27 protein-coding genes are annotated in these 24,081 nt (G+C 71.1%); 13 read left to right on the top strand and 14 right to left on the bottom strand.

What is annotated here, in order from left to right; translation table 11 throughout:
* Positions 1-9: 9 nt before the first annotated feature.
* The 5 genes from OKJ99_RS29860 to OKJ99_RS29840 all read right to left on the bottom strand — a co-directional run bounded on the left by OKJ99_RS29860 (position 10) and on the right by OKJ99_RS29840 (position 4,084).
* A complete protein-coding gene (locus tag OKJ99_RS29860) occupies positions 10-603 on the bottom strand; it encodes a TetR/AcrR family transcriptional regulator (RefSeq protein WP_326021033.1) in 594 nt (197 codons plus the stop codon).
* Between the two features lie 207 nt (positions 604-810).
* Positions 811-1,791, bottom strand: a complete 981-nt coding sequence (locus tag OKJ99_RS29855) for a quinone oxidoreductase family protein (RefSeq protein ID WP_326021032.1) — start codon at positions 1,789-1,791, stop codon at positions 811-813.
* Between the two features lie 112 nt (positions 1,792-1,903).
* A complete protein-coding gene (locus tag OKJ99_RS29850; RefSeq protein WP_326021031.1) occupies positions 1,904-2,353 on the bottom strand; it encodes a nucleoside deaminase in 450 nt (149 codons plus the stop codon).
* 16 nt (positions 2,354-2,369) lie between these two features.
* Entirely contained in the window at positions 2,370-3,779 is a 1,410-nt protein-coding gene (locus tag OKJ99_RS29845; RefSeq protein ID WP_326021030.1) for a purine-cytosine permease family protein, read from the bottom strand.
* A 5-nt stretch (positions 3,780-3,784) separates the two neighbouring features.
* Positions 3,785-4,084, bottom strand: a complete 300-nt coding sequence (locus tag OKJ99_RS29840; RefSeq protein ID WP_407700790.1) for a PLD nuclease N-terminal domain-containing protein — start codon at positions 4,082-4,084, stop codon at positions 3,785-3,787.
* Positions 4,085-4,170: 86 nt separating this feature from the next.
* Between OKJ99_RS29840 and OKJ99_RS29835 the strand changes: the two genes are divergently transcribed.
* Complete coding sequence (locus OKJ99_RS29835; protein ID WP_326021029.1) at positions 4,171-5,628, top strand: menaquinone biosynthesis decarboxylase; 1,458 nt, start codon at positions 4,171-4,173, stop codon at positions 5,626-5,628.
* On the top strand, positions 5,628-6,533 hold the full coding sequence (gene mqnP, locus OKJ99_RS29830) for a menaquinone biosynthesis prenyltransferase MqnP (RefSeq protein WP_326021028.1): 906 nt from the start codon (positions 5,628-5,630) through the stop codon (positions 6,531-6,533). Before OKJ99_RS29835 ends, mqnP begins: the two co-directional genes overlap by 1 nt.
* A gap of 12 nt (positions 6,534-6,545) precedes the next feature.
* Here the strand turns inward: mqnP and OKJ99_RS29825 are convergent, their stop codons facing one another.
* The gene (locus OKJ99_RS29825) at positions 6,546-7,163 is read right to left on the bottom strand and encodes a rhomboid family intramembrane serine protease (RefSeq protein WP_407700789.1); all 618 of its coding nucleotides are present in this window, start codon (positions 7,161-7,163) and stop codon (positions 6,546-6,548) included.
* A gap of 81 nt (positions 7,164-7,244) precedes the next feature.
* Here OKJ99_RS29825 and OKJ99_RS29820 point away from each other — a divergent pair, with 81 nt between their 5' ends.
* The gene (locus OKJ99_RS29820; protein WP_326021027.1) at positions 7,245-7,928 is read left to right on the top strand and encodes a UbiX family flavin prenyltransferase; all 684 of its coding nucleotides are present in this window, start codon (positions 7,245-7,247) and stop codon (positions 7,926-7,928) included.
* Positions 7,929-7,939: 11 nt separating this feature from the next.
* Here OKJ99_RS29820 and OKJ99_RS29815 read toward each other — a convergent pair whose 3' ends face one another.
* Positions 7,940-8,074, bottom strand: a complete 135-nt coding sequence (locus tag OKJ99_RS29815; protein WP_326021077.1) for a hypothetical protein — start codon at positions 8,072-8,074, stop codon at positions 7,940-7,942.
* Positions 8,075-8,222: 148 nt separating this feature from the next.
* Between OKJ99_RS29815 and OKJ99_RS29810 the strand changes: the two genes are divergently transcribed.
* Both OKJ99_RS29810 and mqnE read left to right on the top strand, forming a co-directional pair.
* Positions 8,223-8,678 (top strand): Lrp/AsnC family transcriptional regulator, encoded by a 456-nt coding sequence (locus OKJ99_RS29810; protein ID WP_266712846.1) that lies wholly within the window; start codon positions 8,223-8,225, stop codon positions 8,676-8,678.
* Between the two features lie 92 nt (positions 8,679-8,770).
* A complete protein-coding gene (gene mqnE / locus OKJ99_RS29805; RefSeq protein WP_326021026.1) occupies positions 8,771-9,934 on the top strand; it encodes an aminofutalosine synthase MqnE in 1,164 nt (387 codons plus the stop codon).
* 107 nt (positions 9,935-10,041) lie between these two features.
* Here the strand turns inward: mqnE and OKJ99_RS29800 are convergent, their stop codons facing one another.
* The gene (locus tag OKJ99_RS29800) at positions 10,042-10,578 is read right to left on the bottom strand and encodes a GNAT family N-acetyltransferase (protein ID WP_326021025.1); all 537 of its coding nucleotides are present in this window, start codon (positions 10,576-10,578) and stop codon (positions 10,042-10,044) included.
* 152 nt (positions 10,579-10,730) lie between these two features.
* Between OKJ99_RS29800 and OKJ99_RS29795 the strand changes: the two genes are divergently transcribed.
* The 4 genes from OKJ99_RS29795 (at position 10,731) to OKJ99_RS29780 (ending at position 14,472) form a co-directional block, all read left to right on the top strand.
* Positions 10,731-11,309, top strand: a complete 579-nt coding sequence (locus OKJ99_RS29795) for a DoxX family protein (RefSeq protein WP_326021024.1) — start codon at positions 10,731-10,733, stop codon at positions 11,307-11,309.
* Between the two features lie 101 nt (positions 11,310-11,410).
* Entirely contained in the window at positions 11,411-11,716 is a 306-nt protein-coding gene (locus OKJ99_RS29790; protein ID WP_326021023.1) for a DUF4229 domain-containing protein, read from the top strand.
* Positions 11,717-12,100: 384 nt separating this feature from the next.
* Positions 12,101-13,420 carry a dicarboxylate/amino acid:cation symporter gene (locus OKJ99_RS29785; RefSeq protein WP_326021022.1) on the top strand — a complete coding sequence of 440 codons (1,320 nt, stop codon included), beginning with the start codon at positions 12,101-12,103 and terminating at the stop codon, positions 13,418-13,420.
* Positions 13,421-13,857: 437 nt separating this feature from the next.
* Positions 13,858-14,472 carry a TetR/AcrR family transcriptional regulator gene (locus tag OKJ99_RS29780; RefSeq protein WP_326021074.1) on the top strand — a complete coding sequence of 205 codons (615 nt, stop codon included), beginning with the start codon at positions 13,858-13,860 and terminating at the stop codon, positions 14,470-14,472.
* Between the two features lie 12 nt (positions 14,473-14,484).
* Here OKJ99_RS29780 and OKJ99_RS29775 read toward each other — a convergent pair whose 3' ends face one another.
* A complete protein-coding gene (locus OKJ99_RS29775; protein WP_326021021.1) occupies positions 14,485-15,345 on the bottom strand; it encodes a MaoC family dehydratase in 861 nt (286 codons plus the stop codon).
* A 172-nt stretch (positions 15,346-15,517) separates the two neighbouring features.
* On the bottom strand, positions 15,518-16,849 hold the full coding sequence (locus OKJ99_RS29770) for a 3-oxoacyl-ACP reductase (protein WP_326021020.1): 1,332 nt from the start codon (positions 16,847-16,849) through the stop codon (positions 15,518-15,520).
* An 88-nt stretch (positions 16,850-16,937) separates the two neighbouring features.
* Here OKJ99_RS29770 and OKJ99_RS29765 point away from each other — a divergent pair, with 88 nt between their 5' ends.
* Complete coding sequence (locus OKJ99_RS29765; protein WP_326021019.1) at positions 16,938-18,251, top strand: acetyl-CoA C-acetyltransferase; 1,314 nt, start codon at positions 16,938-16,940, stop codon at positions 18,249-18,251.
* Positions 18,252-18,354: 103 nt separating this feature from the next.
* Here OKJ99_RS29765 and OKJ99_RS29760 read toward each other — a convergent pair whose 3' ends face one another.
* Positions 18,355-19,197 (bottom strand): helix-turn-helix domain-containing protein, encoded by an 843-nt coding sequence (locus tag OKJ99_RS29760; protein WP_326021018.1) that lies wholly within the window; start codon positions 19,195-19,197, stop codon positions 18,355-18,357.
* A 254-nt stretch (positions 19,198-19,451) separates the two neighbouring features.
* On the opposite strand from OKJ99_RS29760, the gene OKJ99_RS29755 reads away from it, so the two are divergent.
* Positions 19,452-20,882: an MFS transporter gene (locus tag OKJ99_RS29755; protein WP_326021017.1), complete on the top strand. Its 1,431-nt coding sequence runs from the start codon at positions 19,452-19,454 to the stop codon at positions 20,880-20,882.
* A 105-nt stretch (positions 20,883-20,987) separates the two neighbouring features.
* On the opposite strand, the gene OKJ99_RS29750 is transcribed toward OKJ99_RS29755, so the two are convergent.
* Positions 20,988-21,797: a helix-turn-helix domain-containing protein gene (locus OKJ99_RS29750; protein ID WP_326021016.1), complete on the bottom strand. Its 810-nt coding sequence runs from the start codon at positions 21,795-21,797 to the stop codon at positions 20,988-20,990.
* A gap of 49 nt (positions 21,798-21,846) precedes the next feature.
* On the opposite strand from OKJ99_RS29750, the gene OKJ99_RS29745 reads away from it, so the two are divergent.
* Positions 21,847-22,299, top strand: a complete 453-nt coding sequence (locus tag OKJ99_RS29745) for a DUF2000 domain-containing protein (RefSeq protein ID WP_326021014.1) — start codon at positions 21,847-21,849, stop codon at positions 22,297-22,299.
* Positions 22,300-22,324: 25 nt separating this feature from the next.
* Here OKJ99_RS29745 and OKJ99_RS29740 read toward each other — a convergent pair whose 3' ends face one another.
* Together OKJ99_RS29740 and OKJ99_RS29735 are read right to left on the bottom strand one after the other, a co-directional pair.
* On the bottom strand, positions 22,325-22,639 hold the full coding sequence (locus OKJ99_RS29740) for an AzlD domain-containing protein (RefSeq protein ID WP_326021012.1): 315 nt from the start codon (positions 22,637-22,639) through the stop codon (positions 22,325-22,327).
* Positions 22,636-23,343, bottom strand: a complete 708-nt coding sequence (locus OKJ99_RS29735) for an AzlC family ABC transporter permease (RefSeq protein ID WP_326021010.1) — start codon at positions 23,341-23,343, stop codon at positions 22,636-22,638. Before OKJ99_RS29735 ends, OKJ99_RS29740 begins: the two co-directional genes overlap by 4 nt.
* A gap of 87 nt (positions 23,344-23,430) precedes the next feature.
* Here OKJ99_RS29735 and OKJ99_RS29730 point away from each other — a divergent pair, with 87 nt between their 5' ends.
* Positions 23,431-24,066, top strand: coding sequence for a helix-turn-helix domain-containing protein (locus OKJ99_RS29730; RefSeq protein WP_326021008.1), 636 nt, complete (start codon positions 23,431-23,433; stop codon positions 24,064-24,066).
* Positions 24,067-24,081: the final 15 nt, after the last annotated feature.

Raw genomic sequence — 24,081 nt, 5'->3', positions numbered from 1 at the left:
TTCACGCGTTTAGGGCTTCAGCGAGCGCCAGATCCGCTCCGGCAGGACGCGCGCGGCGTGCTCGAGGTCGGTCTCGTGCGCCCCGGAGAGCCAGCCGCGTGCGAGACCGATGACCGGGCCGAGTACCAGGGCCTCGATGAGCGGCGTGGGCAGCGGGGCGATCGCGCCGGAGTCGACGTGCTGCCGCATCCACTCGGTGAGCGGGGAGAGCCGTGCCTCCTGCGCGTCGCGCAACTGGCGGGCGTGCGCCATCCCCAGCCGGTCGGCGTACGAGGAGTGCAACAGGCGGGAGGCGTCGGGGTGTTCCTGGATGAAGCGCAGATACGTTTCGACCACCGCACGGATCCCGGAGCGCGGCGTGCGGGAGCGTTCGAGGGCCGCGGTGAGTTCGTCGAGGAGCCGGCCGAGCCAGCGCAGCAACAGCGCCTGCATCAGCCCGTCGACGCTGCCGAAGTGGTGGTACAGGCTGCCGGGGCTGGCCCCGCCCGTGCGCGTCAGGGAGCTGACGGTGATGCCCTGCTCGCCCGCGTCCGCGTACACGCGCAGCGCGGCATCGAGGAGGCGGTCGACGGTTTCCGCGCCGCGCAGTTGCTTGGGGCTCATGACGACGACCAGCCTAAGGCACCGCCCCAGGGCTGTGTTTCTATAGTGAATTTCTAGAAAGCCACTCCAGTTCAGTAGGGTGCTGAGCCACACTGATCCCCGGGGTGGACAACGGGGTGGAGTCATCCACGGAGTGCGTCCCAGGGATCACCCTGGCCGGGGCCGTCGAGCGGCACAGGGGACCGCTCGACGGCCCCGGAGCGGGGCTCAGGTGCCGGTGGGGTTCACCCGCAGCAGCAGCTTGCCGGTGCTGGTGCGGGAGCCCATCAGGCGGTGTGCGTCTGGTGCTTCGGTGAGGGGGAACTCCGCTGTCACCGGGAGCTCCACCCCCGCCACCGCGAAGGCCTGTTCGGCGAGTGCTCGTAGTTCGGTGGGGGCGGTCCGGGCCAGGCCGAGGATGGAGAAGCCGGCCACGGAGAGGCCCGTCGGATACAGCTCGGGCTGACCGACCTGCCACGCGGGCGCGGACGACGCGTTGCCGAAGGACACGAGCCGCCCGAACACCGCGAGCGCCTCCCGCGTCTCCCGGAGCGTCTCCCCGCCCACCGGGTCGAGCGCCAGATCGACCCCGCGCCCGCCCGTCAACTCCCGTACCGCGGCGCCGAATCCATCGGCGAGGACCACATCGTCGTACCCGTACCGCTTCGCGTACGCGGCCTTCGCCTCGCTCGACACGACACCGATCACCCGGCCCGCGCCCGCGGCCCGTGCCAACTGCCCGGCCACCGTGCCGACCCCGCCCGCCGCGCCCTGCACGAGCACGCTCTCGCCGGAGCGCAGGCGCCCCACCGAGTGCAGCAGCGCGTACGCCGTCGGCAGCACGGTCGGCAGCGTCGCGGCCGTGCGCAGGGACAGGCCGTCGGGGATCGGGAAGGTGGTGACGGCGTCGGCGACGGCCACCTCGGCGTACCCGCCGGAGGTGGTGAGCGCGGCCACCTCCTGGCCGACCGCGAGCCCCTCGACCCCCGCCCCCAGGGCGCGTACGCGGCCCGAGACCTCAAGGCCGGGGGCGTACGGCAGCGCGTCCACCCGGTAGCCCTCCGCGCGGGCCTTGAGGTCGGCGAAGTTCACCCCGGCGTACGCGACGTCGATGCTCACTAGGCCGGGCCCCGGCTCCGGCGCCGCCACGTCCTGCGTCACCTGCAGGACCTCGGGGCCGCCGTACTCCTCGAACCGCACCGCTCGCATGACACACGCCTTCCGTCGTCCGAGAAGAACCGACAGGTGTTCGTCGCGTGGCGAACACCAACCACTCAGACTGTACGACGTGCGACGAACACTCGGCAAGGGCGTGCGTGGCTCATTCGCCGATGTCCTCGTTCCACAACTCCGGCTTCGCCGCGATGAAGTCCTCCATCATGCCCACGCACTCGGGGTCGTCCAGCAGCACGATCTCCACGCCGTGCTCGGCGAGCCAGTCGTGCCCGCCGTGGAAGGTGCGCGCCTCGCCGACGATCACCCGCGAGATGCCGAACTGCCGCACCAGGCCCGAGCAGTACCAGCAGGGGCTGAGCGTGGTCACCATCGTGGTGCCCTTGTAGGTGCGCTGCCGCCCGGCGTTGCGGAACGCGTCGGTCTCCCCGTGCGAGGACGGATCGGCGTTCTGCACGCGCCGGTTGTGGCCGCGGCCGAGGAGCTTGCCGTCGGCGGAGTACAGGGCGCCGCCGATCGGGATGCCGCCCTCGGCGAGACCGGTCTTCGCCTCCTCCACGGCGGTGGCGAGCCAGGTGCGGGCGAGGTCGAGATCCATGGTCGTACGGGCCTTTCTACGCAGGGGTGTTGAGGGTGTCGCGCCGCCTGAGCAGCACGTAGAGGAGGGCGCCGATCGCGAAGCCGACCGGGCAGGTCAGGTCGCCGACGCCGGGCCAGGTGGCGGGCACCAGGCCGACATAGATCGTCTGGTTGGAGAACAGCGGCACCGACACGGCGACGCCCACGAGCAGCGCGATCAGGCCCGCCGGGTTGGTGAACGTGCGGTCCTGGAGCCGCTCGGCGAGCGCGTTCCCGGGCAGGGTGCGCAGCGCGTGCTCCATCAGCACGACGCCGAGCCAGGGCGCGATCCAGTACGCGATGACCAGCAGGAAGTTCTCGAACGCGGCGCCCGCGTCGGCGAGCGAGGCCCAGCCGGCGACCGTGCCGATCGCGCCGACGAGCGCGACGAGCGCGGCGCGGCCCAGCCAGCTCGGCAGCGGCAGCGCGAGCGAGGAGATGGAGACGGCCGCCGAGTAGACGTTCAGGGTGGACGCCGCCATCGCCCCGAGGATGATCGCGACGAGCGTGAGGTTTCCGAGCCAGCCCGGCAGATGGCTGGTGAACGCGTCGGTGGGGCTGGCCCCCGCGGGCGCGGCGAGCGTGCCGGAGGCCGCGCCGATCACCGAGACGACCGCGATCGACACGAACAGGCCGAGGCCGGAGTAGCGGGCGGTGACGCGCGGCGGGGTACCGGCGGGCAGATAGCGCGCGTAGTCGGACGCGCACGGGTTCCAGCCCGCCGTGAACCCGAAGCAGGCGCTGAACGCGAGCATGAACCCGCCGAATCCGCCGCCCGTACCCGAGCCCGCGATATCGGCGCCCTTGAACATCCACACCCCGGCGATCAGGAAGATCACGCAGAGCACGGGGAACGCGTACCGCTCGAAGCGGTGCACCAGGTCGTGCCCGACGTAGCCGATGACGATCTCGAGCACGACGAGGATCAGCAGGCTCGGCAGCGGCGGCAGGCCGGTGAGCGAGTTGAGCGCGAAGGCGCCGCCGACGCTGTTCACGGCGAACCAGCCGATGCCGGAGACCAGCGCGTTGACCGCGGAAGGCACCGCGTTGCCCGCGTGCCCGAAGGAGAGCCGGCCGATCACCATCTGCGGGACGCCGAACCGCGGCCCGTCGGTCGAGAGCACGCCGTGCGCGAGCGAGCCGAGCCCCGCGCCGAGCACCAGCGCGGCGGCGGCCTGCCAGAAGCTCAGGCCGAACGCGGAGACCGACAGCACGCCGATGAACAGGGTCGCGAACCCGACCTGCGGCGAGGCCCACGTCCACAGGAGCTGGCGCGGGCTGCCGTGCCGCTTGTCGTGCGGGACGGGCTCGGCCCCGTGCTCCTCGACGGCGATGAGCTTCTCGGGTCCGGTGACGACATCGGGGGCGGCGGAGTCGTGCGGGTGCTGCGGTCCGGAGCTGGACATGGTCCTCAGTCGTCGTTCTTCTTGTCGTCGTTCTTTTTGTCGTCGTCCCTCAGGGACCGCAGGAACTCGGGGTTGTCATCGGGCGCGACGAACCGCGTGCGGCCGCCGCCCGCGGGGGCGCGGCGCGGCCTGCCCACCACCAGCCAGGCGATCGGGCCCAGCAGGACCTCGCCGAACAGCAGGATGATGATGACCCAGACCACCTTGGGCAGCTTGCGCACCTCTTTCTCCGGCGTGTTCAGACAGTCGATGAACGTGTAGATCCAGAGCGCAAGGACCAGCAGGAACGGCAAGTAGCGCAGCATGGTGTCGCGGTCCCCCAAGGAACGGAACGGGGCGTACTGGGCCCCGGTGGCCGGGCCAGCGTAGCCGGTGCCCGATACTGGAACGCATGGCTTACGACGATCTTCGCTCCCTGCTCAGGGCTCTGGAGCGCGAAGGCGACCTGAAGCGCATCAAGGCCGAGGTCGACCCGTACTTGGAGGTCGGTGAGATCGTCGACCGGGTGAACAAGGCCGGCGGCCCCGCGCTCCTCTTCGAGAACGTGAAGGGCGCGTCGATGCCCCTCGCGATGAACGTGTACGGCACCGACCGCCGGCTGCTCAAGGCGCTCGGCCTCAAGTCGTACAACGACATCAGCGACAAGATCGGCGGCCTGCTGAAGCCGGAGCTGCCGCAGGGGTTCGTCGGCATCCGCGAGGCGTTCGGCAAGCTCGGCGCGATGACGCACGTACCGCCGAAGAAGGTGAAGTCGGACGCCGCCCCCGTGCAGGAGGTGGTGCTGCGGGGCGAGGACGTCGATCTCGACCAGCTGCCGGCGCTGTTCACCTGGCCCGAGGACGGCGGCTCCTTCTTCAACCTGGGGCTCACGCACACCAAGGACCCGGAGTCCGGCGTGCGCAACCTCGGCCTGTACCGCCTCCAGCGCCACGACAAGCGCACCATCGGCATGCACTGGCAGATCCACAAGGACAGCCGGAACCACTACCAGGTGGCCGCCCGCAAGGGCGAGAAGCTCCCGGTCGCGATCGCCTTCGGCTGCCCGCCCGCGGTCACGTACGCGTCGTCGGCGCCGCTGCCCGGCGACATGGACGAGTACATGCTCGCCGGGTTCATCCAGGGCAAGCGCGTCGAGATGGTCGACTGCAAGACGGTGCCGCTCCAGGTCCCGGCCAACGCGGAAGTGGTCATCGAGGGCTGGCTGGAGCCGGGCGAGATGCTCCCGGAGGGGCCCTTCGGCGACCACACCGGTTTCTACACCCCGCAGGAGCCGTTCCCCGCGCTGAAGATCGACTGCGTGACGATGCGGAAGCGCCCGCTGCTCCAGTCGATCGTGGTGGGCCGCCCGCCGACGGAGGACGGCCCGCTGGGCCGCGCCACCGAGCGCTTCTTCCTGCCGCTGCTCAAGGTGATCGTCCCGGACATCGTCGACTACCACCTCCCCGAGTCCGGCGGCTTCCACAACTGCGCGATCGTCTCGATCGACAAGAAGTACCCGAAGCACGCCCAGAAGGTGATGAGCGCGATCTGGGGCGCGCACATGATGTCGCTGACGAAGCTCATCGTCGTCGTCGACTCCGATTGCGACGTCCACGATCTTCATGAAGTCTCGTGGCGCGCGCTCGGGAACACGGACTACGCCCGTGACCTGACGGTGGCCGAGGGGCCCGTCGACCACCTCGACCACGCCTCGTACCAGCAGTTCTGGGGCGGCAAGGCGGGCATCGACGCGACGAAGAAGTGGCCCGAGGAGGGCTACACGAGGGACGGAGGCTGGCCCGAGATGGTCGTCTCCGACCCCCGTACGGCGGCCCTGGTGGACCGCCGTTGGAAGGAGTACGGACTCTAGTGACCAGCGCTTCAGCAGCAATCCCGCAGCAGCCGGGCCGGACCAAGGCGTTTCTGCGCCTGGTCATGATCGAGCACTCGGTCTTCGCGCTGCCCTTCGCCTACATCGCCGCCCTGACGGCGATGTTCGAGTGGGACGGGAACATCCACTGGGGCCGGCTGCTCCTGGTGACCATCTGCATGGTCGGCCTGCGGACGTTCGCGATGGCGGCGAACCGGATCATCGACCGCGAGATCGACGCCCGCAATCCGCGCACCGCGCACCGTGAACTGGTGACGGGCGCGGTGTCGGTGAAGTCGGCGTGGACCGGCGCGCTGATCGCCCTGGTCGTCTTCCTGGCCTCGGCTGCGCTCCTGAACCCGCTCTGCCTGGCGCTCGCGCCCATCGCGGTGATCCCGATGGTGGTCTACCCGTACGGCAAGCGGTTCACGAACTTCCCGCAGGCGATCCTGGGTCTCGCCCAGGCGATGGGCCCGATCGGCGCGTGGATCGCGATCACCGGGGAGTGGTCCTGGACCGCGGTGATCCTCGGCCTCGCCGTCGGCATCTGGATCGGCGGCTTCGACCTGATCTACGCCTGTCAGGACGTGGAGACGGACCGCGAGGTCGGCGTGAAGTCGGTCCCGGCGCGCTTCGGCATCCCCGGGGCGATCTGGGGCGCGCGCGTCTGCCACACCCTCACGACGGCCCTGTTCGTCTGGTACGCCCTGGCCACCGACGCGGGCACCTTCTTCTGGGTCGGCCTCGTGATCGTCGCGGGTGCCTTCCTCTACGAGCACTCGATCGTGAAGCCCCACGACCTGTCCCGCCTGAACCGGGCGTTCTTCCAGGTCAACGGCTTCATCGGAATCGCGCTCTTCGTGTGCGCGCTGCTGGATCTGCTGGTGCGCGGGCTGACGGTCTAGGGCTCTAGGGCTCTAGGCCGATGGGCGGCGGCGGAAGACGAACGCCGCCGCCACTCCCGCGGCCAGGCCGATCAGGTGGCCCTGCCAGCTCACCCCGTCGTTGGTGGGGGAGAGGCCCGCGAGGAACGACGTGCCCCAGTACGCGGCTATGAGGATGCCGACGACGATGCCGAGCGGGCGGCGTTCCACGAAGCCGGACAGGACGACGAAGGCGAACAGGCCGAATATCAGGCCCGAGGCGCCCGCCGTGTTCGTGTGGGCCGGAGCCACCAGCCACACTCCGAGGCCGTCCGCGACGACGATCAGGGCGCAGGCCAGGAAGAAGCGGCGCAGCCCGCCGAGCGCCGCGACGAAGCCGAGGACCAGCAGGGGTATCGAGTTCGCCGCGACGTGGGCGAAGCCGAAGTGGATGAAGGACGCCGGGACGACGTCGATCAGCTCGGAGGCCTCGCGCGGCTGAATGCCGAAGGTGTCCAGAGCGTTGCCCGAGGCCGCGTCGACCACTTCGAGGAGCCAGAGCAGAGCCACCCAGGCGAGCATCACCTTTCCCGCCGCCAGCGCCCGCTCGCGCGTCGGCCGGCGCCGCGGCGCCGCCCGGCCCGCTCCGACCAGTCCGTCCTCGTACGTCATCCCAGCCCCCGCCCGTCATGGAAACAACGTCGGCCGCCCCTGCTCAAGTTCCCCCGCGGGGCCGCCGGATAGGCTCGTGGTGTGGAGCACGTCAAAGCAAACAGCCGCAGGCCATGGGTGGTCGGGGTGTCCGGCGCGTCAGGAACCCCGTACGCCGCTTCCGTGCTGCGCGCCCTGCTCGCGGCGGGCGAAGCCGTCGACCTCGTCGTCTCGCGGGCCTCGCGGCTCACGCTGCTCGACGAGACGGGGATCCCCCTGCGGGACGCGCACTGGCGCGAGGACCTGGAGGAGTGGCTGGCGCGCGGCGCCGACGGCAAGCCGGACACGTTCGGTGGCATCGGGCTCGACGATGTGCGGTACTGGCCCGCCGGTGATCTCGCGGCCGGGCCGTCCTCCGGCTCGTACCCGGTCAAGGGCATGATCATCGTGCCCGCCTCGACGGCGTGCGTGGCCGGTGTCGCGCTCGGGCTCTCGAAGGATCTGCTGCAGCGCGCGGCGAGTGTGACGCTCAAGGAGCGGCGGCCGCTGATCGTCGCCGTACGGGAGACGCCGCTGAACGGGCAGACCCTCAAGCACCTGGTGACGCTCGATGAGGCGGGCGCCGTGGTGCTGCCCGCCTCACCGGCGTTCTACGCGGGAGCGACGCACATCCAGGATCTCGTGGACTTCGTCGCCGGGCGGACGCTGGACGCGGCGGGGGTGCCGCACACGCTGTACCGCCGCTGGGAGGGAGAGCTCGGGGGAGGCTCCCGTGAATCGGGGTGACGCGGCGGAGCTCAGCGCTTCTTGGCGGGGCGGGCTGCGTGCCGGCCCTTCGCGCGACGCGCGGGGGCGGGCTGCTCGGCACGCGAACGATTGGCCTCGGCCTGCATCTCGCGCATGCGGGCGTACGCCATCTCGATCGTGAACACGCTGACACTCTCCTGGGGGTTCGATATCCGATGGATCTTCGCTGATCCAAGGGATGGACTTTAGATTTCGCGGGGATAAACCCTAGCGCGCCTTCGATCGTACACATAAGCTCGCGTCAACGCTGAACAATGAAAGGCATTGGACCTTATGGACGCCGTGGACAGGCAGCTCATCCAGGCCCTGCGCGAGAACGGCCGCGCCTCGTATGCGGAGTTGGGCCGGCTCGTCGGCCTGTCCGGACCCAGCGTCACGGACCGCATCAACCGCCTTGAGGCGGCCGGCGTCATCACCGGCTACCGCGCCACCGTCGACTCCGCCTCGCTCGGCCTCGGTGTCACCGCCCTCATCGGCATCTCGCTCTCCGACGCGGCCGACCACGAGGACGTGGCGCACCGCCTGCGCGACCTGCACGAGATCGAGGACTGCTGGTTCATCGCGGGCGACGACTCGTACATGCTGAAGGTGCGCGCGGGCGACGTGGACAGCCTGGAGCGGACGATCCGGCGCCTCAGCGGCACGAAGGGCGTGTCCCGGACACGTACCACGATCATCCTCTCCACGAAGTGGGAGAACCGGGTGGGGGAGCTCCCCGAAGAGGTGTGACGAGCCGCCCGGGCCCCGGGCCCTGCCAGGGGACTGTCGGCGCGGCGGCGTACGGTGGGGACCGGTCGTTGAGCGAGGAGAGGTACGGGCACATGGACGCAGGGCTCAAGCGCGAGCTGGAGCAGAAGGTCAGAGACGGTGAGCGGCTGTCCCGCGAGGACGGCATCGCGCTCTACGAGTCGGACGACCTGGCCTGGCTCGGCGGCCTCGCCCATGAGGTACGGACAAGGAAGAACGGCGACGTCGTTCACTTCAATGTCAATCGTCACCTCAACATGACGAACGTGTGCACCGCGTCGTGCGCCTACTGCTCCTTCCAGCGCAAGCCCGGCGAGAAGGACGCCTACACGATGCGCATCGAGGAGGCCGTCAAGCTCGCCCAGGAGATGGAGTCGGAGAACCTGACGGAACTCCACATCGTCAACGGGCTGCACCCGAACCTTCCGTGGCGCTACTACCCGCGCTCGCTCAAGGCGCTCAAGGAGGCCCTGCCCGACGTCGGGCTGAAGGCCTTCACGGCGACGGAGATCCATCACTTCGAGAAGATCTCCGGGATGAGCGCCAGTGAGATTCTTGATGAGCTGATCGAGGCGGGTCTGGAGTCGCTCACCGGCGGTGGCGCCGAGATCTTCGACTGGGAGATCCGGCAGCACATCGTCGACCACGACACCCACTGGGAGGACTGGTCGCGGATCCACCGCCTCGCGCACGAGAAGGGCCTCAAGACGCCCAGCACGATGCTGTACGGGCACATCGAGGAGCCCCGGCACCGTGTCGACCACGTGCTGCGACTGCGTGAACTGCAGGACGAGACCGGCGGGTTCCAGGTCTTCATCCCGCTGCGCTACCAGCACGACTTCGTCGACATGAAGGACGGCAAGGTCCGCAACAAGCTGCAGGCGCGGACGACCATGGCCACGGGCGCCGAGGCGCTGAAGACCTTCGCGGTCTCCCGGCTGCTGTTCGACAACGTGCCGCACGTGAAGTGCTTCTGGGTCATGCACGGGCTGCACACCACGCAGCTCGCGTTGCAGCACGGGGCGGACGACATGGACGGCTCGGTCGTCGAGTACAAGATCACGCATGACGCGGACAACTACGGCACGCCGAACAAGATGACGCGTGAGGATCTGCTCGACCTGATCCGGGACGCGGGGTTCCGGCCGGTGGAGCGGAATACGCGGTACGAGATCATTCGGGAGTACGAGGGGGCGGATCCGGGGCGGCGGGATGCGCCGCAGCCGATGCGGATTTGATTTTGGCGGGTCCCGGTTGTTGCCGGGGCCCGTTCTTGTTGCGGTCGTCGTCCTCCTGGGTCGCGGGGCGCTGCCCCGGACCCCGCTGCTCAATCGCCGCAGGGGCTCTAGAAGAGCGGCAGCATCATGTGGATGTCGTCGCGGTCGTCGCCTGGGGCCACGCGGATGGCGCCCGGGACGCGGCCGACTTCCTTGTAGTCGCACGCCGCGTAGAAGGCGTCCGCGCCGGTGCCGCCGCGGCAGGTGAGGCGGAGGGCCTCGATGCCGTCGAAGGTGCGGGCCACCTCGGCGGCGGCCGACATCAGGGCGCGGCCGTAGCCCTTGCCCTGGTGCTCGGGGTGGACCATCACCGTGTAGAGCCACAAGTGGTGCTTCATCAGGCGGTGTTGGTTGTACGCGAGGAAGGCCGACGCCGCGACCCTGCCCTGCTCGTCGCGGCCCACGAGGAGCCGGGTCCCGCCCCCGGCGAGGTCGGCGAGGCGCTTGACCAGCTCGGGGCGTATGTCCTCTGGCGTGACCGGCGGGACGAAGCCGACCGCGCCGCCGGCGTTCGTGACGTCCGACCACAGGGTGAGGAGCCCGTCGCGCAGATCGGGGTCGACGGCCGGGTCGAGTTCGAAGGTGAGGGGAGATGTGGTGCGCATGGGTCCGAGCGTAACCAGGGGTGAGGTGGTGACGTTCGGCTGTCCGGATCGGGACCTTTGGCCGTAGGGGCGGGCTAAGCACCGGGCGTAGCTTGTGAATGTATTCACGAGCGGATCGCACCGCAGGGTGCACAAGGAAGAAGGCAACGGCCATGGCCCTCCACGCATCGGACAGTCCCGCCCGACACGGCGCCACGGGCGCCCCGCGCCGGAGTGCGGGCAGCCAGGACGACGTCGTCGTCCGCGCGCCCGCCGCCCGCGGCATCCTCGCCGCGTCCCGCGTGCTCGTCGGCTTCTACTTCCTGTGGGCCTTCCTCGACAAGACCTTCGGCTTCGGGAAGGCGACGCCCTCCAGTGGAAGCTGGCTGAACGGCGGCAGCCCCACCGAGGGCTTCCTGCTGCACGGCACGACCGGCCCCTTCGCCCACATGTTTGACTCCGTGGCCGGCGCCTGGTGGCTCGACCTGGTCTTCATGCTCGGCCTGTTCGGCGTCGGCCTCGCCATGATCCTCGGCATCGGCACCCGGATCGCGGCCGCCGCGGGCACGCTGATGATGGCCTCCATGTGGCTCGTCACGCTGTGGCCCGACAGCAACCCGTTCATGGACGACCACTGGATGATCACCCTCGTCCTGCTGATCACCGCGGCGACCGGCGCCGGCCGGTACTACGGCCTCGGCGCGGTATGGGCCCAACTGCCCGCCGTCCGCAAGAACCGGTGGCTGATCTGACGCCGCGAGCCCCCGCTGGAATCGAGCGCCCCTCCCCGTGCTTCACTGGAGGGGCGCTCGTCCTGTAAGGGCACCATTTCGGAACGGAAGAGTGGATTGACATGCTCCGCTACACGCTGATGCGGCTCGGGGTCTTCGTGGGCTGCTTCCTCGTCGTCTGGGGCCTCGTCGCCACCGGCATCGTGCCCGCTGGCATCGGTGGCTCCTACTGGCTCTGGATCGCGCTGCTCGGCCTGGTGGTGTCCGCACCCATCAGCTACATCGCGCTGCGCGGTGAGCGCGACCGCGCCTCCAAGAAGGTCGTCGACCGCGTGGACCGCGCCAAGGCGAACATGGCGGCCAGCCGCTCCATGGAGGACGAGGCGGACGACGCCGCCCGCACCCGCGCCCACACGCAGGAGGCGTAGGGGCCGCGTAAGCTTCCTCACAGTCAGCACGACCCCGGCACCGGATCAGGTGCCGGGGTCGCCTGCATTTTCAAGGTAAATGCCGCTTTGAGTCCGTACGGGCACCTCATCTGCCCCAAAGAAGCCCTTTGATGTTCTCAAAGTTGCGGTGTTAACGTTCCTGTCATGAAGACATCAGTTGCGCCTCGAACCGCCATGAGCGTCGCGCTCGTGGAGCGCCTGCATGTCGATCTCTGCCGCTGCATGTCCGCGGCCTGTCGTGCCTGATCGAGAAGTTCCGACTTCCCTGGCCGAAGCGATGCAGCGGCGTCGTTGACCCGTCTCACGGTTGCCGCTCCTGTACGCCCCTGACTTGTCCCCGCGTGTCATCACTGGAGTGCCTCCGTGTCCGCGAACACCCCCGCAGCCGAACAGAAGTCCGGCTTCCGAATACCCAAGATCCCGTTCTGGGCGCAGATCCTGGGCGGCCTCGTCCTGGGTGTGCTGCTCGGCTGGCTGGCCCGCAGCCAGGACGTCTCCTGGCTCGTCACCACCCTGCAGAAGGTCGGCGACACCTTCATCCAGCTCCTGAAGCTGGCCGTCGCCCCGCTGGTCTTCTTCGCGATTCTGGTGTCCATCACCAACCTTCGTAAGGTCAACAACGCCGCCCGGCTCGCCTCGCGCACGCTGCTCTGGTTCATGGTCACGTCGCTGATCGCGGTCGTCATCGGCCTCGCCATCGGGCTGCTCACCAACCCGGGCGCCGGCACGGGCCTGACCCCGAAGGACGGCGCCAAGCCGGAAGAGGCCGGTTCCTGGCTCGACTTCCTCACCGGCATCATTCCGACGGACGTCATCACGCCGTTCACCGAGCTGAACGTGCTGCAGATCGTCTTCATGGCCGCCGTCGCCGGCATCGCCATCCTGAAGGTCGGCGAGAAGGCCCAGCCGATCCTCACCCTCTCCGAGTCGGTCCTGGAACTCCTCCAGAAGGCCCTGTGGTGGGTCATCAAGCTCGCCCCGATCGGCACCATCGGCCTCATCGGCAACGCCATCGCCACGTACGGCTGGAACCTGATCAGCAAGTACGCGACGTTCACCATCGACATCTACGTCGGTTGCGCCCTGGTCCTCTTCGGCGTCTACCCGCTGCTGCTCGCCACGGTCGCCAAGCTCAGCCCGCTGCAGTTCTTCAAGGGCGCCTGGCCCGCGATCCAGCTGGCCTTCGTCTCGCGTTCGTCGGTCGGCACGATGCCCCTGACCCAGCGGGTCACCGAGCGCCTCGGCGTCCCGAAGGAGTACGCCTCCTTCTCCGTGCCGTTCGGCTCGACGACCAAGATGGACGGCTGCGCCTCGATCTACCCGGCGATCGCCGCGATCTTCGTCGCGCAGATCTTCGGCATCGACCTCAACGTCGGTGACTACCTCCTCATCGCCTTCGTCTCGGTGATCGGTTCCGCCGCCACCGCCGGTCTGACGGGCGCGACGGTCATGCTGACGCTGACCCTGTCGACGCTCGGCCTCCCGATGGAGGGCGTCGGCCTGCTCCTCGCGATCGACCCGATCCTGGACATGATGAGGACGGCGACGAACGTTGCAGGCCAGGCCCTCGTCCCGGTGATCGTCTCCGCCCGCGAGAAGATCCTCGACCGCGACGCCTACAACAGTGCGACGTCCTCCCCGGTGGACGAGCCGCAGGAGGTGGCCGTGACGGCCGCCGCCTGACGTCCCCCGGCTCGCCCCACACACGAAGTCCCGCTCTCCGGTCCCCGGGGGGCGGGACTTCGCGCGTCCGCGGTTGACGGGGGTTGGGGGTGGGGGTGGGGCCGGGGTCCTTGTTGCGCGGCATCGCGGAGTCTGGGCTGCGCCGGGGGCCGTCCTGCTCACCCTGCCGACCAAGGCGGTGGCGGCCGACCGGTACGGAGTGGGCGGGTGATATCCAGCCTCTGCGGCGTTTGAGCAGCGGGGTCCGGGGCGGAGCCCCGGGGGCGTAGGGACGGTTGGGCGTGATGATGGCGGGGTTCCGGGCGGAGCCCGTGCGTGGCCGAGATGCCGGTGGAGCTCCGGGTGGCCGCGGCGGGGACTGCGTACGCTGGAGCGGGCAGAGTGGGCGAGGGAAGGCGGCTGGGGTGGGCGGCGACGGGGTGGTGCGGCAGAAGAGAATGCCGCGGGCCGAGCGGGAGCGGCAGATGCTGGACGCCGCGGTGCGGGTGTTCGGGAAGCGGGGGTACCGCGCCGCGTCGATGGACGAGATCGCCGAACTGGCGGGCGTGTCCAAGCCGTTGGTGTACCTGTATCTGAACTCGAAGGAAGAGCTGTTCAGCGCCTGCATCCGGCGGGAGGCGCAGGCGCTGGTCGCCGCGATCCGGGCAGGTGTGCGCACGGACGTGACCGCGGACCGGCAGCTCTGGGAGGGCCTGACCGCCTTCTTCGCGCACACCGCCGAGCGCCCCGACGGGTGGGCGGTGCTGCACAGCCAGGCGCGTTCGGGCGGCGACCCGTTCGTCGCGGAGGTCGTCGCGATGCGCGAGGAGATCGTGGCGTTCGTGACCCACCTGATCGCGGAGGCCGCGCGGGAGGCACACGACAACCCGGAGCTCGTCGAGCGGGAGGTCGCGGGCCTCGCCCAGGCCCTGGTCGGCGCGGCGGAGGCGCTGGCCGGCTGGGCGAACGGCGACGCGTCGGTGTCCGCGAAGGAGGCCGCCACGACGATGATGAACTTCGCCTGGTCGGGCCTCGGCAACCTGATGGTCGGGGAGCGCTGGTCGGACCGTTAGGGCCCTGGGACCCTAGTCCGCCAACCCGTGCACCTCGCCGGTGACGTGGGTGCGGGAGCCGTCCGCCGAGCGGAGTTCGAAGGCCGGGCCCTGCGCCCCGTACACCACCTCGCCCGGCAGCAGCACCGGCGCCTTGAAGCGGGCCTGTACGTGGACCGGGCCGTGTGCCTTGTGCTCCGCCAGGCAGCGGGCCACCGTCCACATGCCGTGCGCGATGGCGCGCGGGAAGCCGAAGAGGCGGGCCGTGAGCGGGTGCAGGTGGATGGGGTTGCGGTCGCCGGACGCGGCGGCGTAGCGGCGACCGAGGTCCTCGCCGAGGCGCCAGCGGGCGAGTTCGGGGAGCGGTTGGGCGGGGGAGTCCTGTTGCGGCTGCTCGGCGGTGGGCGCGGACGTCTTGTGCCGCGCGAGGTACGTACTGGTCGACTGCCAGACCGGTGCCCCCTCGGCGTGCAGCTCGGTGACGACGACGGCCTCCGTGCCGCGGCGGTGCGGCTGCAACTCATGGACGTGGACGCCCAGTTCGTACGTTTCAGCCGGTGACAGGTCGCGCTGCTGCGTGATCGAGATCGACGTGTGGACGAGGCCGAGCACCGGCAGCGGGAACGCGCGCTCCGACATCAGCCGCATGGCCAGCGGGAAGCCCAGAACGTGCGGATAGGTGACAGGCAGCTCGTGCCGCTCGGTCGCGAACCCGCAGGCGCGTTCGTACGCGGTGAGGTGGTTCTGCGTGATGCGGAGGCCGGGGACGGTGAGCCGGGTGTCGGGCAGCGGCGCGTCCTGGCGCGGCCGCTTGAACGGGGACAGCACGGCGCCGCGCAGCATGAGCGGAAGGAGGGACGGGGCGGCGTCGAGGGCGACGACGGTGCGGGTCATGAGAGACGTCCTAGCAAAACGACGGATGAGCATTTCAAGCCCCGAATCAAGCCCCTGCGGCGATTGAGCAGCGGGGTCCGGGGCGGAGCCCCGAGGCCGGGGGACGGTGCGGGCGTACCGGCCACCGGGAGCGGCCGGCCGTACCCGCCCGCCCCCGGTGGGCCCGGAGGGCTTACGCGCCGAGGAGTGACTGCCCGCACACCCGCACCACCTGACCGTTCACCGCCCCCGATCCCGGGGACGCGAACCAGGACGTCGTCTCCGCCACGTCCACCGGAAGCCCGCCCTGCGCAAGGGAGTTCATGCGCCGCCCGGCCTCCCGGATGAACAGGGGGACGGCCGCCGTCATCTTGGTCTCGATGAATCCGGGTGCCACCGCGTTCACCGTCACCCCGTGCTCGGCGGCAGCGTGCGGCGCCAGGGACCGTACGAGGCCGGCAATGCCCGCCTTGCTGGCCGCGTAGTTGGTCTGCCCGGCGTTGCCCGCGATCCCGGCGATGGAGGCGGTCGCGACGATCGACCCGCCGCGGCGCACGGCGCCGGCCTTGAGCAGCGCGTCCGTCGTCCGCAGCACGCTCGCGAGGTTGACCTCCAGGACCGAACTCCAGCGCTCAGCGGGCATGTTGGCCAGGCGCCGGTCGCGGGTGATGCCCGCGTTGTGCACGAGTACGTCCAGGCCGTCGGGTACGAACTCCGCGATCCGCTCGCCGGCGTCGTCCGCCGTGATGTCCAGGGGCAGCGCGCGTCCGCCGAGCCGCTCCGCCACCTTCGCGAGGTCGGCCTCGGCGGACGGCACGTCGAGCAGGACGACCTCGGCCCCGTCCCGTACGAGGGTCTCGGCGACGGCCTCGCCGATGCCGCGGGCGGCGCCGGTGACGAGCGCGGTGCGCCCGGCGAGCGGCCGGTCCCAGTTCTCGGGGATCGTCAACTCACCGCCCGTAGACCCTACTTGGATCACCTGGCCGCTGACGTACGCCGACTTCGGCGACAGCAGGAAGCGCAGGGTCGACTCGGCGCAGGACACCGGGCCCGCGACGCGCACCAGGTTCACGGTGCGGCCGCGCCCGATCTCCTTGCCGAGCGAGCGCACGAAGCCTTCGAGGGCCTGCTGCACGGCCGCCTGGTGGTGGTCGTCGGGCGACGGCGGTGTGCCGAGGACGACCACGCGCCCGCCGGGTGCGAGGGAGCGGACGACCGGGTGCAGCGCTGCGTGCACATCGGCGAGGGAGTCGAGGCCGGTCACGGCGGTGGCGTCCACGACGACGACGGCGGGCCGCTCGGCGGAAGAGGCGGAGGACGCGACGGCGAGGCCGGTGTCGGCGAGCAGCTTCCCGAGCTCCTCGCGGTGCGTGGACCCGCCCGCCGTGAGGTGCAGCAACTGCCCTTCCAGGCGCGGGTGTTCGGGGGTATAGCGATGCAGCGGTGCGGGCTGCGGCAGGCCGAGGCGGCGGGTCAGGAAGCGGCCCGGGGCCGTGCCGGTGAAGTTCAGATAGCGGTCGGCCATTGTCCAGCTCCCAGCTCGGTCGTAAGTTTACTAGAGAGTAAGGTTACTCAATGGTCAGTACTTGTCGAGAGCTCAGGAGCTGCCGAACATGGCGCGAACCCCGAAGGGCCCCGCTGCCCCCGTCCTAGGAAACGCCCCGCGTCGTGTCGCCGTCGTCGCCGGCAGCCGCATCCCGTTCGCGCGCTCCGACGGCCCGTACGCGACCGCGTCCAACCAGGACATGCTGACCGCCGCGCTCGACGGCCTCGTGGGGCGGATGAAGCTCCACGAGCCGGGCGCCGTCGGCGAGTTCGTCGCGGGCGCCGTGCTCAAGCACAGCCGCGACTTCAACCTGGCGCGCGAGACCGTGCTCGGGTCGATGCTGGACGCGCGCACGCCCGCGTACGACATCCAGCAGGCCTGCGGCACCGGTCTGCAGGCCGTGATCGCCGCCGCCAACAAGATCGCGCTCGGTCAGACCGAGAGTGCGATCGCGGGCGGCTCCGACACCGCGAGCGACGCCCCGCTCGGCGTCAACGACGCGCTGCGCAAGATCCTCCTTGAGGCCCGCCGCGCCACGTCGGCGGGCGCCAGGATCAAGGCGCTCGCCAAGGTCAGGCCGGGCCACCTGATCCCCGACATCCCGCGCAACGCCGAACCGCGAACCCGCCTGTCCATGGGTGAGCACGCCGCCGTCACCGCGCGTGCGTGGGGCATCGCGCGCGAGGCCCAGGACGAGCTGGCCGCCACCAGCCATCAGCGGCTGGCGGCGGCGTACGAGCGCGGCCTCCTGGACGAACTCGTGGTCCCGTACAGGGGACTTGAACGCGACCAGAATCTGCGGCCGGGATCGACGGTCGAGAAACTCGGCACGCTGAAGCCGGTGTTCGGGGCCAAGGGTGAGAACCCGACCATGACGGCCGGGAATTCGACGCCGCTGACGGACGGCGCGGCGGTGGTGCTGCTCGCGAGCGAGGAGTGGGCGGCGGCGCGAGGCCTTGAGCCGCTCGCGTATCTGACCGCGTACGAGACCGCGGCGGTGGACTTCGTCGGGGGTGACGTCACGGGTGGCGAAGGCGATGGGCTGCTCATGGCGCCCGCGTACGCCGTGCCGCGGATGCTGGAGCGGGCCGGGCTCGGGGTCGAGGACTTCGACCTGTTCGAGGTCCACGAGGCGTTCGCCTCGCAGGTGCTGGCGACGCTCGCCGCGTGGGAGAAGGCGGGGCTCGCGCCGGTCGACCGGGACCGGTTGAACGTGGCGGGGTCGTCCCTCGCGACCGGGCATCCGTTCGCGGCGACGGGGGCGAGGATCGTGGCGACGCTTGCCAAGTTGTTGGCCGAGAGGGGTGGTTCGGGCCGCGGCTTGATCTCGATCTGCGCCGCGGGCGGGCAGGGGGTTACCGCCGTCCTTGAACGGGCCTGAACACATCAAGCCCCGCCGGCGATTGAGGCGAGCGGCGCCGTGGTCACGGCCGCGGGGCTCTGCCCCGGACCCCGCTGCTCAATCGCCGCAGGGGTTTGAAAGTTCAGGGCGAGGAAGCCGGGTCCAGCTTCAGCACCGCCGCCTCGTCCGCCGACCCCGCAGGCGCCTGGTAGACGACCATGCGCTGCCCACCCGTACGCGCCAACTGCATCACCTCGAAGGTGAGCGTCATCGCGCCGACCTTCGGATGGTCGAACGACTTCGCGCCGCCGCTGCGCTCATGGACGTCGTACCGGTTCCAGATGCGGGCGAAGTCGGGTGACTTCAGGAGGAGTTCGCCGACCAGCGCCGCCATCCTCGGGTCGTCCGCCTCGGTGCCGCCGATGGCCCGCAGGTGGGCGACCGACGCGGTCACCGTCTCCTCCCACGGCACGTACAGGGCCCGCCCGACCGGATGCAGGAAGAGGTAGCGGGTGATGTTGCGCTGCTCGGCGGGCAGGTCCCACAGGCCGGGCAGCAGGCGCCGGCCCGCCGGGTTCGCCGCGAGCACGTAGTTGAAGCGGCTGACCACGTACGCGGGCAGCGGCCGCAGCGCCTCCAGCATCCGGAGCACGGACTCGCGCACCGTGTCGTCGGTGGTGGGGCGGGGTTCGGTGTGCCGGCCCGACGCCATCTCGGCCAGGTCGTGCAGGCGCTCGTGGGCGTCGCCGCGCAGCCGCAGCGCGTGGGCGATGGCGTCGATCACGGCGGGGGAGGGGTTGGTCTCGCGGCCCCGCTCCAGGCGCGTGTAGTAGTCGACGCTCACTCCGGAGAGCGTCGCCAGCTCCTCGCGGCGCAGGCCGGGTGTGCGCCGCAGGCCCGTGCCCGCGGGCAGGCCCGCGTCGGCCGGTGTCACCTGCCCCCTGCGGGCCCGCAGGTAGCGGCCCAATTCCGTGGTCTCAGCCATACGTGCATTCTGCATCGTCGTCGAGCGCGGTGGGGGGCCGTCTCAGGGCCAGGAACGCGGCACCCCGGTGGAACGCGGCCTGCCACCTTTCGCCGCGCGGCCGCAGAGTTGTCCTCGCTGCGGGTGGCCGGCAGGCAAGGGCCCCACTGACGGATCGGTCAGCAGGGCCCGCGGGCCCAGGGAGTGCATGTCACAGGGCCGCGGCCCGTGCCTGCCGCCCACCCGCACCTCGACACCCTTCCCAGGAGGACAGCGTGACCACCGTCGCCCCCAGAGTCCGTACGCAACCGGTGCACGAGGCCCCGGCCCCCCGCACCGGCCGGACCCCCGCCCTCCTCGCCGCGCTGCTCGGCTTCGCCGTGATCACCATCGACGTGTCGGCCGTGAACATCGCCCTGCCCGGCATCCGCGACGATCTGCACGGCGGCATGACCGGGCTGCAGTGGGTGGCGGACGCGTACACGCTGATGTTCGCCGGCCTGATGCTGTCGGCGGGGGCGCTCTCCGACCGCACGGGCGCCCGCCGCGCCTACGTCATCGGCACCGCCCTGTTCACCCTCGCCTCGCTGGCCTGCGCCGTCGCCCCCGGGCTCGGCGCGCTGATCGCGGCCCGCGTCGTCCAGGGCGGGGCAGCCGCCGTGCTGATGCCCGCGTCGCTCGCGCTGATCCGGGAGGCGTACGACGACGCGCGGCGGCGGGCGCGGGCGATCGCCCTGTGGACGGTCGGCGGCTCGGTGTCGATGGCGGCGGGCCCAGTGCTCGGCGGCGTACTGACCGAACACGTCGGCTGGCGCGCGGTGTTCTTCCTCAACCTGCCCGTCGGCGCGGCCATCCTGGCCCTCCTGACGAAGGTCGCCCCCTCGCCCCGCCGCCCGGCGCCGCTCGACATCCCCGGCCAGATCACCGCGGTCCTCACGCTCGCGGGCCTGACCTTCGCGGTGATCGAGGGCGGCCGCGCGGGCCTCGCGGCGTTCGCCGTGGCGGTCGTCTCCGCGCTCACCTTCTACGTGACGGAGAAGCGCCACCGCGCCCCGATGGTCCCGCTGACCATGCTGCGCGACCGCACGGTCTCGGTGTCCCTCGCGGTCGGCTTCGCCATCAACGTCGGCTTCTACGGTGTGGTGTTCCTGCTCGGCCTCTACCTGCAGCAGCTGCGGGGCATGTCCGCGACGGAGGCGGGCCTGGTCTTCGTCCCGCTGGCCGTACTGATCACCGGTACGAACCTGATCTCGCCGCGTGCGGCGGAACGCTTCGGCCGCCGTCCGGTCGTCGTCATCGGCCAACTCGTCCTGGCCCTCGCGATGTTCGCGCTGCTGCCCCTGACCGCGCACACGCCGACCTGGCTGCTTCTGACGCTGCTCGTCCCGACGGGTCTCGGCGGCGCGTTCGCGGTCCCCGCGGTGACGGCGATGCTGATGGACGCGGTCCCGGGCCCGCGCGTGGGCACGGCCTCCGGCCTCCTCAACGCCCTGCGCCAGACCGGCGGCGCACTCGCGGTGGCCGTATTCGGCTCCCTCCTCGCGTCCAACGGCGAGGGAACGTTCTCCGTGGACGGGATGCGGTGGAGCCTGGTGACGGCGGGTTCCCTGCTGGTGGCAACGGCGGTCCTGAGCGGGGCACTGCTGTCGCGCAAGGCGACCAACTCAAGCCCCGCCGGCGGCATTTCAAGCCCCTGCGGCGATTGAGCAGCGGGGTCCGGGGCAGCGCCCCGATCTTTCCAGCCCCGCCGGCGATTGAGGCGCGGGGTCCGGGGCAGCGCCCCGCGACGTCAACCCCGGCCAGCCGCAACCTCACCGGCCACGCGCATAGCGCCCCGGCGGCACCCCCACCACCCGCTTGAAACACCGCGTCAAATGCGACTGGTCATAAAACCCACAGGCCTCCGCCACCTCCGCGGGGGCCTGCCCGCCGAGCAGCAGCCCCCGCGCCCGGTCCACCCGCCGCGCCATCAGGTACTGATGCGGAGCGATCCCGTACGCGGCCCCGAAGGACCGCACCAGATGCGCCGGATGGGCATGCACCACCCCCGCGGCCTCCTTCAGATCGACCCCCTCGGTCACCCGCGCGTCGAGCAACTCCCGCAGCGAGGCCGCGACCCGGCGGTCCGGCGGCGGCTTGAGGGATTCGGCGAGGGCCGGCCGCAACCGCTCCCGGAGCCGCTCCCCGACGAGCGTGAGCCGGGCCGCGGCCTCCAGCTCGTCGCCGGGGTGCGCGAGCGCGGCGTGCAGTTGTCCGATGCGCTGTCGCAGCAGCGGATCCACCAGGTCGGGCTGGTCCACGGCGGCCCCGATGAACGAGGCGTCGAGGGGACCGTCGCCCGCCGCGTCCAGATACAGCACCCGCTTACGGAATCCGTCGGGTGTGGCGGCCTGACCGTTGTGCGGAACCTGCGGCGGCAGCAGCGAGACGGTGCCGAGCGGCGTCCCGTGCTCGTGCCGCTCCAGGTCGTAGCGGACGGCGCCCTCGTCGACGATGAGCAGCGTCCAGGTGTCGTGCACGTGCATCGGGTAGGCGTGCCGCGTGAAGTGGGCGTGGAAGACCTCCGTGACGCCCGGTACGCGGGGCCGCCACGCGGTGATCTCCTCGCCGCCGGTGGGCATGCAAAAAACGTACAAGACCGGCCGGGAGGGCGGACGGCAGTCTCAATCCATGAGCACCGAGAACACCGCCCCCGCCGCCGCCCCGGCCCCCGTCCGCTTCGACACCAAGATCGCCGTCCTGCTCCGGGACGACCTGGAGACCTGGCAGCGCCTGAACGTGACGGCGTTCCTGGTCAGCGGCCTCGGCACGCAGCTCCCCGAGGTGATCGGCGAACCGTACGAGGACGCGGACGGCACCCCGTACCTGCCGATGCTCCGGCAGCCGGTGCTGGTCTTCGAGGGCGGCAAGGACCTCCTGAAGGCCGCCCACGAACGCGCCCTGCGCCGTGCCCTGCCCCGCGCCGTCTTCACGTCCGACCTCTTCACCACCGGCAACGACACCGACAACAGGGCAGCCGTACGAGCCGTCGCCACAGCCGAACTGGATCTGGTGGGCCTTGCGATGTACGGCCCGAAGAACGCGGTGGACAAGGCACTGAAGGGCGCCCGTATGCACCGGTGAGGTGAGGCCAGGTGAAGTGAGGTGTCTACGGCACCCCGGCCAGCCGCAGCAGCCCGGTGACCGCCGCCGCTCCCACGACCACCACCGCGAACGGCGCCCGGCGCCACGCAAGCACCCCGCCCACCAGCACCCCGGCGGGCCGCGCCCAGCCGGCGAACTCCTGGCCCGCCATGAGGGCCCCGGTGGCGAGCAACGCGACGAGCAGCACGGTCGCGCCGTCGGTGAGCAGCTCCTGTACGCGTACGGGGAGATGGACCCGGCCGTGCAACAACGGCCCGGCCAGCCGGAAGACGTAGGTGCCCGCTGCGAGCGCGAGCACGGCGATGAGTTGGCTGTTCACGCGGGCCTCCGGGAGAAGAGCAGCCCGGCGAGGGCGAGCAGCACGGGCACGCCCGCGGGCAGGAACGGTGTGGCGGCGACCGCGATCACGGCGCCCGCCGCCGCGGCCCGCCGCGCCCCGTGGCCGTCCCGCAGCGCGGGCAGCACCAGGGCGAGCAGCACCGCGGGGAACGCCGCGTCGAGCCCGAACCGGTCGGTGTCCCCGAGCGCTGCTCCGGCGAGCGCCCCGGCGAGGACGCTCACGTTCCAGGCGACGAAGAGGCCGACGCCCGAGACCCAGAAGGCGGTGCGCCGACGGGCCGGGTCCTGCTCCGCCATCACGAACGCGGCCGTCTCGTCGGTGACGAGATGCGCGCCGACGAGCCGCGCGGGCCAAGACGTGCCGAGCGCGTCGGACACGGCCAGGCTGAAGGCGGCAGTGCGGGTGTTGAGCAGCAGCCCGGTCGCGGCCGCGGCGAAGGGCCCGCCCCCGGCGGCGAACACTCCCACGGCGCTGAACTGCGCGGACCCCGCGAACACGAGCAGCGACATCGCGACCGGCACCCACATCGGCAGTCCGCTCGCGACCGAGACGGCACCGAAGGAGAGGCCGACGACCCCGTCGGCGAGCCAGACGAGGGCGCAGTCGCGGAGCAGGCGGGGGTCCACGGCGGATATCCGGCGTGTTCGGTCTGACGGGACGACCGTTCGGTCTGACGAACGCATGCAAGGAGGATGCGCGCACCCCTGCGCGTTCGTCAAGCCGAACGGTAGGCTCGCTACAGCGAACGCTGTGACGCAACGGGAGAGCACATGGATGAGTCGCACGATCAAGCCCCGCTCTCGGACGAGAGCCCGCGGGGTCCGGGGCAGCGCCCCGCCACGTCACCCCCGGCCCCGACCCGCCTCCCCCTCGACCGCATCGCGGCAGCGCTCCGTCGCGAACGCACCCGCGCAGGGCTCTCCCTCTCCGAGCTGGCCAAGCGGGCCGGCATCGCGAAATCCACGCTGTCCCAGCTGGAGGCCGCGCACGGCAAGCCGGGCCTGGAGACCATGTGGGCGCTGAGCGTCGCCCTGGACGTTCCGCCGAGCGTCCTCCTCGACCCGCCGCGCACCGCCGTCCACGTCATCCGCGCGGGCCAGGGCCCGGCCGTCCCCTCCGAGGTGGCCGACTACGCCGCGACGCTGCTCTCCGCGAGCCCGCCCGGTGCCCGCCGCGACCTGTACTTCCTCCAGGTCGAGCCGGGCAGCCCGCGCGACTCGGACGCGCACCAGTCCGGCACCACGGAGCACCTGATCGTCGCGGCGGGCCGGGTCCTCGCGGGCCCGACGGAGGACCCGGTCGAGCTCGCCCCCGGCGACTACCTCTCGTACCCCGGCGACGCGCCCCACACGTGCCGGGCGCTGGAGCCGGGGACCACTTGTGTGCTGGTGATGCAACACACGTAAGCAGCACACGTAAGC

The organism is Streptomyces endophyticus, assembly GCF_035798155.1.
Classification (GTDB): domain Bacteria; phylum Actinomycetota; class Actinomycetes; order Streptomycetales; family Streptomycetaceae; genus Streptomyces; species Streptomyces endophyticus.
Note: the sequence above shows the minus strand (reverse complement) of the source record. Positions and strands in the feature narration are given on the sequence as shown.